Source organism: Klebsiella sp. HN106, assembly GCF_051209435.1.
GTDB lineage: Bacteria > Pseudomonadota > Gammaproteobacteria > Enterobacterales > Enterobacteriaceae > Klebsiella > Klebsiella oxytoca.
Map to the genome: position 1 here is coordinate 37,324 of NZ_JBLURD010000014.1, position 16,732 is coordinate 54,055.

Genomic DNA, 16,732 nt, shown 5'->3' on the forward strand with positions numbered 1-16,732 from the left:
TAACCATCACTTCTAGGTTGAGGAAACCCAATGTTATACATGCTCTTATGCTGTTTTCTGATGCTCAACAGTACATTCGTTATGTTCAGAGCAATGTCTGCAATAAGTAAAGGATCCGCTAAAGAAAACCGGTCTGAAATATCGCTGATAGTCCTAGCAACACTTGGAATTGCATCACCATTCATTGTCGCAATGATTACTATTAATGAAAGTATGACATCTAAAACAGTAACAGATTTTTCTTTGGGTGCTCAGTGGTCCGGAATGGTTTCAGCGGTAGCGCTAATGGGGTTATATGCTCGACGCGTTTGGAAAGAGAAGAAGTCCTTATTTACTGGCGCTTTCCTGGCCTCTTCCTTAATGGCCTTTATTTTTACTGACAGCCTTGTTTTCGTATCCCAGAAGGACACCGGCGTTCTGGCTACTTTCGTACTCGATAAAAACGCTGGAGATATTGATTGTAGTCGCCCGGCTATGATTGTCCATTACAGTAAAGGTGTTCCAACGGACTGGCGTTGCCCAACCAGTATCATGTTGATGGCGTATTCTTCATATCCTTTTTTACCTTGGCCTGAGTATAGCCATGGTACCAGCCAGTCTCTTACGGTTGTTATTGATACATTTATGGAAAACGCTGTTAATCTCAGTCAAAAATAATAAATAAACCTCTCTAGTGAGAGGTTTTATAAACCTGAGCCACCAATCTAATTAACTCTATATTTTTGTTTTAGCTTTTTTAAAGGTAGACTTACCGAATAAAACAGCAATTATAGAGCAAAGGCCTGGCGTTAGGACAAAAGCTAATAATGCACTGCCAAAACTTGTCATTTCAGGCACCACGAACCAGCTGATAGGCCACGTCAGGGCAGGTAAATTTAGCGGATCATAAAGCGCATGTAGAGCGCTTAACACACAGTAAAGTGCTAAAAAGCAAACTAGATAAACAACGATCCACATTTTAATTTGCTCAGCAATTTCAAATTTAGGACTGCCCATGCTTTACCTCAGTGGCTGAATATTGATGGTTAATATCTTTAATCACCCGTAAGCACTTAGTGCATACCTTAGTTCGATTTGTCTGCTTGTCCAGAGTGTATTTAACTTCAAGTTGACCTCCAGCATTAAGCAAAGTGAGCATCTCATCTTCTAACACGCTTCGGTAAATGGTCTTGTCCGAGAGTGTGCCCGGTAACGAGTACTCAACATAATTGTTTGAAACTCTTACCGATTTAGGGATTTTACCACTGAGCTGGATTTCATTCGTTGAAGGCATTACAGTTACTTTAATCACAGTTGCCGGTGACCAGAAATCCTGATAACGCACTTTATGAATTTTATCAGCTCTAAGGCCTAACCACACATTTCCGGCGATAAGAACAATAAGCAATCCATAAACTGATCGTCGAATGTTACGCCTTTTAATCACAATGTCCCCCATCCCTCAAATATCATTCTAAATAACTGCACCAGGATATCATGAGCGTAATTAAAAGAATTCTTCATAACCGGGGTTTTCAGTTGAGTTTGCGGACTCTTTACTTTGCGGTTTCTCGCCCTCTATTTGAGTATCCCTGACAGGTTTGGATTTACCCATGCTCCTCTGAAAGGTATCCATAACAAACTCAATATCTTCTTCTGGCAGGCTGGTGGGTTGGTTGCTCATAGGACTTCCTCTTGTTGAATACGTTCGGCGTACAGGATGCGAACCGAAACGGTCGTGTTTTCAAACTCGTTCTCAAAAACGTCCATCCATTCCGTCCGGAATTCTTCCCCCAGAAGGTTATCGAGCCCCTGAAGAGATAATGGAAGAACGGCTGCTAGAGATCCCCCGGCTGCGAGATGAGATGCAGCTGCCTGGAGATGCAGCCTGGCCCGGTTATCGGCAAAAGGTGGGTTCATCACGACATAATCAAACTTCTTCTGTTGATTAGACTTAGACCATGTGAGGAAGTCAGCTTCTGTCGTATCGTATCCCTTAGCCCGGGAGATAAGGCAATTCAAAGTATCAAGCTCGATGCCAGTAACGATCACACCGGCAGGGAATGATTTAAGCAAATCCGCATGGCCAATATTAGGCTCCAGGAGGGTATCCCCTTCCCCTGCACCGAGCAGGGAATATACATATTCGCTGATTCGGCAAGATGAAGGGTAAAACTGATGCGATACAATATCAGGCATCTCCCCTATCTGGCCGATGTAACGAATAACCTCACACGGATCATAGGAAAATGTCACATCGTATTTTGTTACTGTTGCCCCTAAGAACCGAAGGGTGTCAGCGGCAACACTCGAAGATTTGCGTTCGGCGAGAGACCCTAAAGATGTCCAGCAACTCCATTTATTGTCCCCGTCATTTTTAAACATTAGTTCAGAAAGCTGCATCCGGGTATCAAAGTCGATGCACTGCTTAAGTACAGGGAATGCCTCCAAAGATTTCTTGCTATGAGCCATGCGGTCGGCAGGTAATGCCAGCGGTACGATAGCTGATAAAATATTGTTAAGCCGCTCGGCGATATCAGGGTGGACGTCAATATGCATTGATCCATTTTTGTAAACCCTGAAACGAATACTGTTGCCATCGATGCAGATCCATTTTCTGAACCCCTCATGTTCGACCAACGCCTCAACCAATGATTTGGTGTTATGGATCGCCTTCACCTGTTCGCCACGGAAGAATGCGCATATAACGCGGAGCTCGCTCAGTGGTGAAATGCCAGACTCTTTAAAATCCACCCTTAATTTCTGCCAGGGGTATTTAGACGGCTCGCAAACTCCGGTAGTGATCATGCGGGTGGAGAACCCAAAAGCTTTGTTTGTCTTATGACTGCGGCTCAGAGACTGGAAGACGTCGTAAACCCTTTCTTTAATAAATTGATTGCGGTCATTAAGCAAAGCAACGACTGTGCCTACTACAGCGTCAGCTGTGAAATCAGGGATCACCTGAGGCGGCATAATATAGCGGTCGGCCGTAAACTGCTTATCCCATTCGTTACGTTTGGCATCCGACATGATAGGCAAAACATCAGTGAGTGCCATAACGCGTTTCCAGTATTCAGATCTCAGAGCGTTTTCCGCGAACAAGGCATCCGCTTCAGAGATACTGTGGTTGTAGCCTGAGAGATAAGAATAAAGTTTCTGGTGATTGTGGGTTTTGAACTGGACAGCCATGTGTTTCAACAAGCAGAGTTCATCATTATAGGACTCAACAAGATCCGCGATAATGCCGAGCTCTTTGCGCATATCTGGAAGAAATGTTTCAGAAGAGCTAACCACCAGGCTATGAGAGGTTGTTAAAGCCAGTACGCTGTGACCTGCATTATCGGGTTTAGCTTCAGAATCAAGAGATGACATTTTACCGGTCCTTTAGAAAAAACTTTTACCAGGATAGCAACGTCGCTCTGTAACCTAATAGGTTCAGTGACACGAAAAAGTTTTTTATGTCTCTGAATAAAACTTAAAGATGTCAACTCATAGAAAGAAGCAAAAAAAAAGCCCCGCATAAACGGGGCAAGAACGATACATGGAGGTTTAAAAAAGGCGGGCAAAAAGCCTGAATCCTTAATGACTCTGACAAAACCAACACTTTGCCAAAAGTAAATTATTCTGCGTCCGGCTGTGGGTCAGTATCCTGATCGGTCTCTTCCCCTGCCTTCTTAGCATTTTTTTTACGTGGGTATTTTGGCTTCTCACCATTAAGTTTTGCCTGACGATTCTCCGCACGGCGAAGCTGCTTGTTCTCTGATTCTGTGATCTCTTTTGAAAGATTTCTCAGCATCTCCAGAGTACTGCGGTTCAACGTAATGTTGATTTCTTCGTCAGCACTTGAATCTGTCATCTCCGGCAATTCAATATCCCCCAGTTTCTGTAATAAGCTGGTGGTGATGAGTTTGACGCCTTCTACGGCTTTTGTGGCAATAACCGGCGGAATCCGTGCTGGCTTGAAGTCTGAAGGTCTGACTCGTACCTGACCATGTTGGGTTTTTTTCACCGTGATGCCATTCGCATCGGCCTGCTCAAGTTCCGCGATCATCTTCTTGATACGTGAAATTGCTTCTGTTTCACCGAGCTCATCGATCAGTGAAAGCACGTTAACATACGAAATAGCGTCAGCATGAATCCATTTCTTGATAACAACAGAACAGGTTGTCAGGCGGATAAGAGAACTGATGGTCGTCGGGCTTTTATTTTCACGTTGAGCAATTCGTTCGAGTGACCAGCCAGCAAGAGAATGTAGGCGACGATAGGACTCGCCAAGCGCAACAGGAGAAAGCGCAAGACCACGGTTACCATCAATGGTCGCGAGCTCACAGCCAATTTCATCTTCTTTAATCTCAACGCAAAGGATTGTGATGTCATGATCTTCATCACATGCCATCATTGCGGCTTTTAAACGGCAGTGCCCCTGGCGAACAAAAGGTACCCCATCAATGACACGTACTCGGATAGGGTCTACATAGTCACCTCGAATGTAGGCATTCTTGATGTTGTAGATGTGTTCTTCAACCTCAGGGAGCTTATAGTAATCGTCACCCATTCCCATTTCGCGGGAGTTGAAGCCTGGCGTGACCTGAATTACTGAAGGGTGGATAGCCCATGCTTTCTGGTCACTTACTTCAGTACAAAGTTCAGGGTTTGCATCACGGAACTGTTTAAGCCCAGTGACGTAACGACCTGTGCCAGTAACTACTGAAAAGGCAACATGGGCCGTTTTAAAGACCTTGTCATTAGCTTGCTGTGTAGGTTCTGTCAGTAAAACACTCATAGGGGCTCCGTTACATTTTTCTGCTTACTTTCTGCGTAGCGGGGATACTACCGAAAAAAAAATCCATAATTTTTCGCAAAAAAGGTACTTTTTGAGCCTATTCTGATTTTTCACAAAAAAAGAGGGCTCCCCATTTCTTGTGATGGCATCAAAATCGCTTCATAAACAAAGACATAAATCCAAAACATAAAGTTCAGGTATCAGTGAGGAAAAATCTTATAAATCCGCAATGCTGAAAGTCAAAACTGTGCGTCTTAAACAACTTTTTTTTGCTCCCTAAGTTATTAGTTAAAGCCCGTGGTTAGGTACGATACCAGCACCTAAATTTCTCTCTCAGGTATAGACACTTTGACTCGACATCTCAGACACATGCCGATAATCAAATGGGCTGGTGGAAAAACGAAACTGATGCCTTTCATCAGCCATCACTACCCACACGATCATAGTTGCCGGTGGGTAGAACCCTTTATAGGCGGTGGTGCCGTTTTTCTGAACATGTTTGCACAAAATGCATTGCTTGCAGATAGCAATCCAGACTTGATCAACCTATACAGGACTATTCAAAGACAGAAAACTAACTTTATAAATCAGGTCCAAAACCTAGCGGATAAAACCTTTGTCGAAAAGGACTACTATGAGATGAGGGACCGTTTCAACAAAACCTGTATTTCTGGTCAACCGCTTCAAAGAGCGGCTTTGTTTTACTCCCTGAATCGCCTGGGCTATAACGGTATGTGCCGCTATAACTCAGAAAGAATCTATTCAGTGCCCTGGGGGAAACATACAGAACTGAAGCTTGACTTCAATAAAATAGACTACCTTTCATTTCGTCTTTCAGGTATTGAACTGATCACCGCTGGTTTTGAGGAGACTCTGGCCGCAACCGGCGAAGGAGATCAGATTTATTGTGATCCGCCATATGACAAAACAAGCAAAACTAGTTTTGTCAGTTACGATGGTAAACCGTTCAGCCAAAGCGACCACGTGCTGTTAGCAAATATGCTCGTTGACGCTCACAGAAAAGGCGCTGCTGTTGCGATATCAAATAGCCTGACACCATTCACTTTGGGCCTCTATGAAGAGCGTGGATTCGTCATACACAGACTCAGCGCTTACCGATCCGTAGGAAGTAAGCCAAATACACGGAAAACGGAAACAGAAATACTGGCCGTGCTGAAATAGAGTTAATTCTAATCAACGGGGCTAATCCATTCCTGAAAAGTTAATACCTCAGGGTGAGTTCGTTGAACATAAGGTATAAACTGAAGCTCTTCTATTCTCCGGTCGCCCCTCTTTCCTTCGCAAATAAATGAAATGAGTCCTTGCTGAGAAAGCCCAGTAAGGACGCTCATAAGTCTTATATTTAGAGTTTTAAGCTGTAAGTCGTTATTAATGTCCTCCACTTTATGAGAGCTCTGGCCTGAACGTTTAAGATACTCGTAAACCATGAAATTCGAATTTCGTCGTTTTAACAATTTTTCGGTTATGCATTCCTGAATGAAACCGCCAAGAGCATCTAAAAGCGGACTGAGAACTACCGGGAAAGTTAATGTGTAACTTTGAGAAGTTTTAGACAAAGTAAATGAATTTAGAAAGCTAAAGTTAAGTCTCTTTTTTGAATATGGAGCGTAAGCGACAAGAGTAGTTGACATAACAGTAAGTAAAGCTTCAAGATGTTCCACTGTTATTAATGTGGTTTTATCTGTATTTCTTAGATTATGGAAATCAATAAACGCTACTCTTGAACGGCTAAGCCAATCTTGTACTTTAATGTCGATAGAAAATTGCGATATATGATTTGAACATTCATTTTGGTTGATAGGGCATGCAGACGAAAGATGGTTATGGATTATCATGCATAGCACAAAAAAAGGAAATCGGCAGGCTGTGGGGCATTGAAAACCGGTTAAAGAAAGCTTAGACGTTTCATATGCGCTTACCGGAAAAGTAACTTTTCTTAACGTTGGCTTTGACGATGTTCTTGCATTTTTACAAATGAAACCGAGACCCAGATCATTGTGCATTTTAAAGTCCATCTCCATCATCACCTTTTAGCCTTAACTGTATGGTATTGGTATACAAAAAATTAAAAATTATAATTAATAAGATTATCATTTTTTTACTATTGAAAAGGTTGTGATAGAGGGGAATTTAAATGTAAAAGATTTATACTCGCAGATCTTTATGAGGGATAAAACCCATTGCGTAAGCAACAATATTACGTGAGTGAGTCCTAACGACAGTTTAAGTCTTGGCTCTATATTTAAGCAGTAAAACATTTAACTGTCTTGGAGTTTACTTAACTTAAAAACTGTTATTGCAGCATAATTTTTCGAATCAAAATCATAGAATTTTCTGACTTTTCCAGTCAAATGATAACGTTCACCCAATAAAATGTGATCCTGTTTATCGGCCGTTAAAGCGATCCCGTCATTTCTAACTTTACCAGTAAATGTAAAAAAATAACTCCCTTTACTTTTTGCGTACGCGGCCCTGACTTCAGTAAATGTTAGTTCAATGCTTATGACCTGGCCGATATTGTAGCTATGTTTTAAAATTTCTTGTTCATTTTCCGGAGTTTCAGACAACATCACATCAAAGGTTGTAAAGAAACAATCCAGCTGGCGTTCTGTCAAAAAACGGTTATTGTCTAGTTGCGCCAATATACTATTAGAAAACTTAGTGTTAGCCTTTTTTGCTTTCTCAATAAGTACGTGGTTTCTGGATTTCCATGCTTCGAGTGTTGGGTTAACACGCAGTTCCGGAATGTTATCGAGAAAGGTAATTGGCTCTAGTACCACTAATTTTTCAATAATGGGTCCAACTGTTTGTACCCCATGACACTTTTCACATACATCAGCCCCTTTGTGGCCTGTGCCCGCACATTCGTTACATTCTCTTTCGATAGGTGCATAATAATTTCCATCTCCGTTAAGGGATACATTCACTGAGGCTGGTACCATATGACCATCAAGAGTAAAGAAAAGAGATTTCATTTTCGAAACACCTCCAAACGTGCCTCTACGATTGCTACAGCTTCTTTCACAGTTTTTTCATAGTGGTCATGCCCTTCAGGAAATTGGTCAAAACGTTTACCGTGTTCTAACTCTTCCATGTTGCGTTTAAGGACTTCATGAGTTAGAAGCAAATCATTATAATTATCGATAAGAGTCAGCTTTATAGGTTTAATCACTCAACTAATCCTCGGTTTTTTATTCCTTAAGGAGATCTCGAATTTCCAGAAGCTCTTCTAATTTTGGTTTAGAAAGAATGATTGCTGTATTTTCGTCGTTAAGTAAAGACAATAAAATATTTAGCTTTTCATCATTCAAGATTATTTGAACACCATCATCAGAAAATATTACATTTTTACTATCAACATTTTTGAACAAGTGTGCACTATCTCTACCAAATTTTAGTTCTGTTTGAGTATTCGTTATAGATTCCGTATGTGTACTTTCCACAAGCTCAAGAAATTCAGATTTTAGCCGTTCTGTTTTCTTATGCGAGAGGCGCTTAATACCCAAAGTCTTACGTGTGACTGCCGAATTTTTCTTTTCTGGTCCGCCTTTATTTAAGGTGTCTGGTCCTGCTCCAGCTGCATTGTGTTCAGGTATGCCTACAATTTTGCTCGTTGTAGTCTCAATATTCTTAACGCCAGGTAAGAAACCTTCTATATGTTTTAAAACCATTTTGTGATCGTTGGAATATTTTAACATTATTTCAATGGCGAGCGTTTTTTTGATTAGATTTAGGCTAATCAAACGTTGAAGCTCTAATGGCATATCAAGGATTTTTAGCATATTACGAATTGCGGTAGTTGATCGTTGATATCGCATTGCTAGTTCTTCAACCGAATACCCGAGACTAACAGCATGAGCTAATGCATGAGCTTGCCCAACCGGATTTAGCCCATTGCTTCTGTTACCATCGAGGTTCTCAAGGTATTCTTCAATTTCGTTTTTATAATCGATTAAGATAACAGATAATTTTGGAATATTAGCACCTTCAGAAATTGCTAATTTTAAGCCATGAAAACGAGTATGACCTTGACGAACTAAATATTTACCTTTTCTTTTTACGACCTTGATCATATCAACCTGCCTTCCTTCCTTAAAGGCTTGTTTGATTGACACAATCATCGATTTGACAGGTTCTTGTTCGTAACACAAATCTCCGATTACCGCCTCTCGGGGATTAAATCCCTTTTCAATTTCAACTAGATTAGTATCCACTTCAATGACTGTATGTTTGCTGTTGTTCATATCTTCCTCCTGTTTACTACATGATACATGAACCTCAAATTTGCCAAATAGGGCTGATACATCTAAAAGGTAAACTCAAAAAATTTGCTTAATAAAATTAAAATAAAAACTGTCTTGAATAAAACAATGATAGTAAACCCACTTTCATTTCCGTTTGCGATCTGTAGATATTGATAAAGGAGCGCTATTCCTTGTTTTATATGGACTTATCATTGTTTTCAACAGGTTAGATCAATTCTTTAGATCACTAAAGATCAATAGAGTTCAAGTAAAGATCACGGCATCTTTAACTCATTGATTATAGTAACTTTATGAAAGGATCCGGCATTCGGATGCATGCGAAAAGCATTTGAATGAATAAGGAAGGCATTTACTGGAATGCTTATGGCATTTAGGTAAATGCGTAAAAAGCATTTGCAAGAATATGTTATAAACAGTTTGCCAAATGAAAATCTTATCACCGACGAGTTAAGTTAATGATTAAAAACAACGAGTTAATCCATCCTTTTGACGTAACCAGTAATGAATCAGGTAAGACTTATCAACTGACGCCTAACTCGTCCAAGTCGGTTCAGCCCGTGGCCCTGCTGAGATTGAGTGTATTTACCCCTGTCGGCACAAAAGAAAACCGCGACCGAAACTTTGAAGTTGATGCCTCTGATGAGCTTTCGTGTATGGAAATTGCAAGATCGGAGGGTTATGACGACATCAAGATAACTGGTGTCAAACTATCTATGTCTACCGACTTTAAGTGCTGGCTCGGGATCATCATGGCTTTCAGTAAATATGGTTTTACTTCCGAGAAGATTAGCCTGACTTTTAACGAGTTTGCGAAGATGTGTGGTATCAGTTCAACAAACATCAACAAACGAACTCGTGCGCGCTTTAAAGAGTCATTAATGAACCTTGCATCGGTAGTGCTTGCCTTCTCAGACTCTCGTAGTGGTCGGTTCACAGTAACGCATCTGGTGCAGAAGGCTATGATTGATCCAAAAAGCGATACTGTTGAGCTGGTTGGGGATCCTTCTATGTGGGAACTGTATCGTTACGACCATAAGACATTGTTAAGCCTTCAGGTTCTATACATTTTGGCTAAAAAAGAAGCTGCGCAATCTCTCTATATTTATTTTGAAGCAATGCCAGCTGGTACGTTGTTCGTTAATATGAAACGGTTGAGGGAAAGGTTGCTTCTTACAACCCCTATTCGTACGCAAAACCAGATAATTCGTAAAGCAATGCGGGAACTTGAATCTATCGGATATCTCGATTATCAAGAAGTTAAGAAAGGTCGCGACATACAATTTCAGATCTTCAAAAGAAGCCCTAAGCTGGCCCTTGCCAAACAAGGTTGAAAGCTATCTGGTATGCACTGGTTATAACCTGCTGAAAAATAAGTTATTTATCAGTGCTATGCTTAGTGCTTCTTTTACTACTGGTCTTACATCTCGGCTTAATGTGCAAAAAAGTAACTTTTCAAACGAACTCCTGACTATTCATCTGTATGCCTTTCTGACTCAAGCGTACATGCTAGCCCATTCATTAAATGCCGTTGAGCAAGATGGTTTCGTGCGCACTCTATTCACGTGAATGCCTTTTGTGGATTACGCCTCTTACATTCATACAAATGCTTTTGATGTCGGTATCCCAAAAATTCATTCATTGAAATGCTTTTGTTTGCCACTGTATCCCGAGCATAGCTATGCAGTGGTATAAAAAGGCATTTTGGTGAATGGCATTAGGTCGAATGACACACAGTTCAGCTTTGTTAAGAGCGAGAATGGTCCAAGACATCTATGACATTGGGCATCAGAAGGACTATGTGCTTGATATGAGATCAAAAAAATATCAGAAGCATCACAACTCCAATGGCATTCAAAGAAATGCCTTTGTTTTGTTAGTACACCAAACAACCCAAAATTCATGCAGTTATATCAAAGACTCATTCGCAAAAGGACTCAGCCAGAAAGCATTTGCTTAAATAGCATTGGCCAAAAGCATTCGAATGAATGATGTTCGTATGGACAAGACAAAGTCCCACTCACGCCCAGAGGTGTAAAAGGCATTTAGATGAATGACGCACCGGCCCGAGGATTGTATGTAGTTTCTCCAACTGATAGTTGCCGAACCAGGGAGCACAGTGATATGCGGCCTTCTCAGAATCAAGAGATAGATAATAAGGGAACAAAAAAGATTAGATATGAAGCTTAGTTACCTGCCCGATATCTAGTTAGAGCTTTTCAAACCATCAAAAGTGACTTTTATGCTTGAGGAGTCTCATCAGCTTCAGGATTGAGCTTAACGTAATCTTACCCCCTCCCCTCTTTCAAACTTTTACTAAGCGTTCACTGGTACCTTTCAAAGATTATGCTTTAGGCCCTTTGCTTAAAAATTCACCAATCGCTAAACGTTAAAAAAAGGGGGTTTATGCGAACGGAAGGATCGGAATAAAAAAGTATTATTCATTCGCGTTTACGTGAACTCAAATCTACACGGAGTAATTATGGAACTTTCTTTAAATATTGGCCTTAGTGAAAAGAAATCTAACACGGCTGCACTTTTTAAAACAAAAAGCGCAAAAGTGATTTTGTTTGTTCTGCTGACCGTGCTTTTTTGCGGTCTGGCATATGCGGGTTCAGATGATGGGGCACTGGGAGATATTTGGTCATACATGAGTGAAAGTATGACTGGAGCTCCGGGCAAAATTCTGGCAGCCGCGATGTTGATCTCAAGCGTATATTTCTCTGTCCTTAAGCCTAACCCGGGCCTGGCACTGGTTTCATTATTCATGATGCTGGTAATGGCCAACGGCGAGAAAATTATCAGCACCTTTATGGATGCTGGCGTACCGCTGTAATTTATTGTTAATCATGCATGAGGGGGTTCATCCCCCTCTCTGGATTTTTAATGAGTAAGCAGAACGACGTTCCTCAGCATACCTATAGATTCCCTTTCAGGATCAACATGCCTCTACTGATTTTGTTTTGGGATGCCAAAAAATTAGGGCTTGCATTCATTCTGGTTGCATTTGGGAATATCTTCGAATGCTTCGGGTTTTCTGTTGTAGCAGCGGTTGTGTATTGGATTGCGTATAACAAAGCAGCTGAGTCAGGAATAAGAGGATTGCTAAAACACAAACTCTGGTGGCTCGGTTTTTTGCCAGGTAAAGCAGTTTTTAGTAGCCGTTATTTCAACGATCCATTTATCAGAGATTTGTATTCTTGATGGAGCTATGAATGAAAATGCTAAGTGGCATTAACATCCCTTTTTTCAAAAAATCTAAAAAGGATGAAAACGGTGATCTTGAACAGTCATACGTAAAGAAAGATGAAAGTGCTAAGGGACGTTTTTTGGACATTAAAAAACGATTTAGCCCACAAGCTGAAGCGTCAGGTGCTGGAATTACATACAGCGCCCTGATTAATCGTGATACAAAACTTATCCGCATTAATACTGTTTCAATAGCCGTCATTGGGTTATTGGTTGCAAAGATTCTTTTTTTCACTGACCCAGTGACGATTGTTACCCCTCCAAACATGAATGAAGAGATCACGGTTGTTGGTAACAAAGCATCGGAATCTTATAAAACACAATGGGCTCTCTTTTTTAGTACCCTTTTAGGGAATATTAATCCAACTAATATTTCCTTTGTGACGGCCTATGTCCTCGATGCCCTTTCACCTGAACTACAGGCTAAAACGAGTGAGTCTTTACAGGAGCAGATAAATATCATGCAGGCTCGTGGTGTTGAGCAGACCTTTAAGCCTAATGATATTTACTTTGATCCAAAAAATGACATGGTCTATGTCTGGGGTACCAAAACGACTCGACTTGTAAATGTTCCGGACAAAACTGAATCATCGAAATGGACTTATGAATGGGTTCTCGGGATGAAAAATGGTCGCCCAAGAATTGCATATGTAAATCAATATTCCGGAACACCGAATATTAAAAAAATTACGATAAACGGCAAAGAGCAACTGGCAACGCTGGATAATCCGCCACCGTCTACAGGTAACAAGTGATGATTAAAAAAAAGGGCTTAGGCTTCAACGCAATTACAGCATTGATCATGCTCACGACTTCGAACTGCGTAATCGCTGAAGAATACCAATTGCCAGCAACAATTAATAACCCGGTTGTAATGCCAGTTGGTGCTGACGGATTTCAGAATGGAGCTGCAAAAGCCATTATTCCGGGTCAAGCTGGTTCTGAACAGTCAGGTGCACAAACAAACCTTAGTGAAGCCGGTAATGCGCAGGGACAAAAACCTACAACTGATCTCCCTACCGTGCAACTTTCCCCAGCCAGCAATGCTTCGCCTGCGGTAAGCGCTATTACTGGAGCATTATCAAATAATCCTAGTCTCCCCGGATTTGACGCACAGACCCGATCTGGTGCAATTGATAGCTATGGGAGACCAACAGGTACCTCTTCCCAGCAGAATGCAACCAATGCGACCGCCACGTCAAAAGCCGATGAACTTTATGTCGAAGCTCGTAACCGATATAAAGAAGTTCAGCGTGTAAATGTGCCGCCTGGTGGGAATGTGGTACTGCCAGTTTCACGAGGACTTCAAAACAGAATATCGACCAGCTTCAAGAATGCTTCTGTCAGTACTTCTACCCCTGCTGAAGAGGCAAGCATATTTGTTAATGGTGGCGATGTCTTTATTTCAACTAATACCGATAAACCAATCGGGATTATGTTGTCTGAAGATCAGGTACCTGAATCGACCTATAACCTGACCCTGGTACCGCTTGATGTTCCCGGTGCGATGATTTCAGTTACTACATCTTTAAGCCCATCTATGCAAGCCAAACGTGAAACCTCATTGGATAAGCAAAACTATGAGGAAATGTTGGCCCGCTCCCAGTCAGAAGAACTGGCTCCAACGGATCCAAAACAAGACGATCATAAACAAAGAATCATTGATTTATTGACTCCTGTGGCTCTTGGTGAGGTCCCTTCAGGATTCAGTTTACAACAGGACCGACTTTCTCGTATTCCTGCGCCAGAGCAGTCACCATGTAACTTTAATATGTATGCAAAGCTCGGTCAGAGACTGGTTGGCTCACGTGAACTTATTGATGTAATTCTTGTGAAAAACGATAAACCATACGGTCAAATCGTTGCTGATCAGCAGTGTATGGCAGAAGGCGTTATTGCAAGTGCTTTATTTGATAAAGCATACCTGCAACCGGGAGAAGAAACAGAGCTTTACATAGTCCGGGATAAATTGTTCAAGGAACGCGAGGCCCGGGTTACAACCAGACCAAGTCTAATCAGAAAATAATATGGGAAAAGTTACTTTGCCTGCTCTGCTTGGGGCCACCGTGATTGGTTTTGTCGTATTTGCTTTAACCAGCTTTTACTACAGGTCAGAATATATACCAAAAAGGAGTGTATTAATCGTTCCGGACGCACCCATTAGTATCGAAGATGGCAGTAACGCTTTTCCCGTTCAGACAGTAATAATGAACGATCCAACTCTTATTGATAAATTTGTAGGAGAGGGCAATATTAATGAGGAGAATGCTTTTGACTATCACAAAAGTAACGTTTTGGAACCTAATTACAAACATGAAATATCTAGAACGAGCCAGATAGATAAAGCTGAAATGAATCATCCATCTGTTCGTGAAAACTGGGCCAGAGCAGGTGAACCCTATATCGTTCCTCAGATGTCTGACAGCGAACGAAATCTAAAAATTAAACGATTCCAGAAACCTACAAGTGGAGCTAATCATGGACATTAAAAAGGCCTGGGAAAATAAGACCGTCAGACTTTCTGTTATTGGCGCTCTGCTGGTAGTGATTGTTTATATTATTAGCCAGTCTATTTTTTCCACACCAGTTAAGAAAGAAAAGAAAACACAGAAAAAAGACATGCAGACCAATTTGTTGTTAGATGATTCGCAAATGAACAAATTGAGTAATGAAGAAAGCCAGAAAGTATATAAAGAAATGGTTAAGCAAAACCGACTTGACCAAAATGCGGCGAAAGAGGACCGCGAAAAAGCAGAAAAAGCCCAACAGGAAACTAAAGCCCAAGTTGCAAGTTTAACTTCTCAACTTCAGCAGCTGTCTCAGCAAATTAATGATATGCAGACAAATCGAAACGGCAATCGTAACTTGGATGCTGGTAGTTCGCGTAAAACGATTAATGAGCAGGCACCGGCAGCTCCTTATCAGCTTAATGCTAATGCGCCGATTAATGGCGTAAACCCTAATTACGCTTCTATCACACCTACGCGTAATAGCCCAATGAGAACAATCACACAAAGTTCCATTAAGACTAATGGTACCGATGGTGTCATTCAGGTTATGCCCGTGTCTGAAAACAGAATCAAGGAAGGCAGAGAGGTCATTGCAGGAGATAAAGCGCCAACTCGGACTGTACGAGGTGATGGTACTGCGCCAGTTGATAGCAAAGCGCGGCATGCTGCCCGAAAAGATGAAATGTTTCTTCCGGCAACATCTATTATCACTGGTGTTCTGATTACCGGGCTTGAAGCGCCTACAAGCCTTTCTTCCAAATCAGAACCAATGCCAGTAACGATGCGTATTAAAAAAGATGTCATCATGCCCAATAATTTCACCATGGATTTGCGTGACTGTAATCTTCTGGGTTCAGCTGTTGGTGATCTGGCGTCACAGCGTGCTTACATACGTGCCACTTCTATCTCTTGTGTTAATTCAAAAGGGAAAGCTTTTGACGTAAAACTGGAAGCATATGCTGTAAGTGAAAATGACGGAAAAAATGGGATCCGAGGCACGCTTATCAGCCGAAATGGTAACGCAATTGCAGGAGCTGCATTTGCCGGTGGACTTTCTTCACTTGCCGGTAGCTTAAGTCCCAGTAAGGTATCTTCACTTAACATCGACCCTAATTCACAGGCTCAGTATCAGTCCCCTAATTTTGGTGCACTTGGGGCATTAGCCGGGGCTGGTGCAGCTCAAGGTGGTCTTAATCGACTCGTCGATTACTACACCGCAATTGCAGAACAACAGTGGCCAATCGTAGAAATTAGCCCTGGCCGAGCTATTACATTTGTCGTTCAGACCGGAACTACAATTCCAACGAATCTGACCAGTCGCTGAGGTTTAAATGGATAGTTTAGAAAAAAAAGAATCGCCTGAATCAGCTGGACCTGAAATCACTAAAAAAATGGTGCGAGAAAGGACAACAAAAAAAATTACCTTCGAAATTGATATTGAAAAAATATTGAAGTATTTATTTTTCTTCGCCTTTGCCGTATTGGTCATTATTTATGGTTATAAAGGCTTTATGAATGTTTACGATTACTTCAATAAACAATCCCAGCCTTCGTACAAGATTGCAGTGCTTGACATGCCTGAATTACGTAAGGAATTTTTCAAGCATCACGGAGGCCGTACTGCTGACAATGATAGATCTCAATTCGAAGAATATTTCAGAACATTAATGAAGATCTACCGTGACCGTGGCTATTTAATTATTGATGCAACGCTTGCCGTTACTGTACCGGATAGTGTTGAAATCGTCACTTATATGGAACTTGAAGATAGCTCTGAAGCGGTACAATCAAGTTCTTATAATGCAAAGAAGTAGAGGGCACCCAATAGTGAAAAAGTTACTTTTCCCTTTAATGGCGGCTTTCGCCATTATGGCGAATACGGTCACTTATGCTTCAGAGCAGGTCCTAACTAATAGTGATGCTGCTGC

Annotated in this window: 19 protein-coding genes; 10 read left to right on the forward strand and 9 right to left on the reverse strand. The window is 41.3% G+C overall.

All coding sequences use genetic code 11. The features are described from left to right. Positions 1–30: 30 nt before the first annotated feature. Entirely contained in the window at positions 31–657 is a 627-nt protein-coding gene (locus tag ACSIPU_RS24355) for a hypothetical protein (protein WP_000966518.1), read from the forward strand. A 57-nt stretch (positions 658–714) separates the two neighbouring features. Here ACSIPU_RS24355 and ACSIPU_RS24360 read toward each other — a convergent pair whose 3' ends face one another. The 5 genes from ACSIPU_RS24360 to ACSIPU_RS24380 all read right to left on the reverse strand — a co-directional run bounded on the left by ACSIPU_RS24360 (position 715) and on the right by ACSIPU_RS24380 (position 4,762). Next, positions 715–996, reverse strand: coding sequence for a hypothetical protein (locus ACSIPU_RS24360; RefSeq protein ID WP_000535423.1), 282 nt, complete (start codon positions 994–996; stop codon positions 715–717). After that, positions 983–1,426 (reverse strand): hypothetical protein, encoded by a 444-nt coding sequence (locus ACSIPU_RS24365; RefSeq protein WP_001805248.1) that lies wholly within the window; start codon positions 1,424–1,426, stop codon positions 983–985. The genes ACSIPU_RS24360 and ACSIPU_RS24365 overlap by 14 nt, the downstream gene beginning before the upstream one ends. A 60-nt stretch (positions 1,427–1,486) precedes the next feature. Continuing rightward, positions 1,487–1,663 carry a hypothetical protein gene (locus ACSIPU_RS24370; RefSeq protein WP_000070862.1) on the reverse strand — a complete coding sequence of 59 codons (177 nt, stop codon included), beginning with the start codon at positions 1,661–1,663 and terminating at the stop codon, positions 1,487–1,489. Next, positions 1,660–3,351 (reverse strand): DUF4942 domain-containing protein, encoded by a 1,692-nt coding sequence (locus tag ACSIPU_RS24375; RefSeq protein ID WP_000096325.1) that lies wholly within the window; start codon positions 3,349–3,351, stop codon positions 1,660–1,662. Before ACSIPU_RS24375 ends, ACSIPU_RS24370 begins: the two co-directional genes overlap by 4 nt. 247 nt (positions 3,352–3,598) lie before the next feature. Beyond that, a complete protein-coding gene (locus ACSIPU_RS24380; protein ID WP_000114860.1) occupies positions 3,599–4,762 on the reverse strand; it encodes a hypothetical protein in 1,164 nt (387 codons plus the stop codon). Between the two features lie 369 nt (positions 4,763–5,131). Between ACSIPU_RS24380 and ACSIPU_RS24385 the strand changes: the two genes are divergently transcribed. Further along, positions 5,132–5,944 (forward strand): DNA adenine methylase, encoded by an 813-nt coding sequence (locus tag ACSIPU_RS24385; protein WP_001121574.1) that lies wholly within the window; start codon positions 5,132–5,134, stop codon positions 5,942–5,944. An 8-nt stretch (positions 5,945–5,952) separates the two neighbouring features. Here the strand turns inward: ACSIPU_RS24385 and ACSIPU_RS24390 are convergent, their stop codons facing one another. The 4 genes from ACSIPU_RS24390 to ACSIPU_RS24405 form a co-directional block, all read right to left on the reverse strand. Then, a complete protein-coding gene (locus ACSIPU_RS24390; protein WP_000970401.1) occupies positions 5,953–6,807 on the reverse strand; it encodes a hypothetical protein in 855 nt (284 codons plus the stop codon). Between the two features lie 234 nt (positions 6,808–7,041). After that, the gene (locus ACSIPU_RS24395) at positions 7,042–7,758 is read right to left on the reverse strand and encodes a zinc finger-like domain-containing protein (protein ID WP_000838219.1); all 717 of its coding nucleotides are present in this window, start codon (positions 7,756–7,758) and stop codon (positions 7,042–7,044) included. Further along, the gene (locus ACSIPU_RS24400; protein ID WP_000594930.1) at positions 7,755–7,955 is read right to left on the reverse strand and encodes a hypothetical protein; all 201 of its coding nucleotides are present in this window, start codon (positions 7,953–7,955) and stop codon (positions 7,755–7,757) included. The genes ACSIPU_RS24395 and ACSIPU_RS24400 overlap by 4 nt, the downstream gene beginning before the upstream one ends. A gap of 19 nt (positions 7,956–7,974) precedes the next feature. Beyond that, positions 7,975–9,027: a hypothetical protein gene (locus tag ACSIPU_RS24405; RefSeq protein WP_001065778.1), complete on the reverse strand. Its 1,053-nt coding sequence runs from the start codon at positions 9,025–9,027 to the stop codon at positions 7,975–7,977. Between the two features lie 476 nt (positions 9,028–9,503). Here ACSIPU_RS24405 and ACSIPU_RS24410 point away from each other — a divergent pair, with 476 nt between their 5' ends. From ACSIPU_RS24410 to ACSIPU_RS24445, 8 genes are all read left to right on the forward strand, one after another. Beyond that, a complete protein-coding gene (locus tag ACSIPU_RS24410; RefSeq protein WP_000594611.1) occupies positions 9,504–10,379 on the forward strand; it encodes a RepB family plasmid replication initiator protein in 876 nt (291 codons plus the stop codon). A gap of 1,148 nt (positions 10,380–11,527) precedes the next feature. Beyond that, positions 11,528–11,881: a hypothetical protein gene (locus ACSIPU_RS24415; protein ID WP_000423602.1), complete on the forward strand. Its 354-nt coding sequence runs from the start codon at positions 11,528–11,530 to the stop codon at positions 11,879–11,881. A gap of 17 nt (positions 11,882–11,898) precedes the next feature. Beyond that, positions 11,899–12,249 (forward strand): type IV conjugative transfer system protein TraL, encoded by a 351-nt coding sequence (locus tag ACSIPU_RS24420; RefSeq protein WP_001447770.1) that lies wholly within the window; start codon positions 11,899–11,901, stop codon positions 12,247–12,249. 11 nt (positions 12,250–12,260) lie between these two features. After that, on the forward strand, positions 12,261–13,049 hold the full coding sequence (locus tag ACSIPU_RS24425; RefSeq protein ID WP_000783153.1) for a TraE/TraK family type IV conjugative transfer system protein: 789 nt from the start codon (positions 12,261–12,263) through the stop codon (positions 13,047–13,049). After that, the gene (locus ACSIPU_RS24430) at positions 13,049–14,320 is read left to right on the forward strand and encodes a TraK domain-containing protein (protein ID WP_000592092.1); all 1,272 of its coding nucleotides are present in this window, start codon (positions 13,049–13,051) and stop codon (positions 14,318–14,320) included. Before ACSIPU_RS24425 ends, ACSIPU_RS24430 begins: the two co-directional genes overlap by 1 nt. Position 14,321: 1 nt before the next feature. Continuing rightward, positions 14,322–14,783, forward strand: coding sequence for a plasmid transfer protein HtdO (gene htdO, locus ACSIPU_RS24435; protein ID WP_000521242.1), 462 nt, complete (start codon positions 14,322–14,324; stop codon positions 14,781–14,783). Continuing rightward, entirely contained in the window at positions 14,773–16,128 is a 1,356-nt protein-coding gene (gene trhB, locus ACSIPU_RS24440; protein ID WP_000351841.1) for an IncHI-type conjugal transfer protein TrhB, read from the forward strand. Before htdO ends, trhB begins: the two co-directional genes overlap by 11 nt. 7 nt (positions 16,129–16,135) lie before the next feature. Further along, on the forward strand, positions 16,136–16,618 hold the full coding sequence (locus tag ACSIPU_RS24445) for a hypothetical protein (protein ID WP_000377632.1): 483 nt from the start codon (positions 16,136–16,138) through the stop codon (positions 16,616–16,618). Positions 16,619–16,732: the final 114 nt, after the last annotated feature.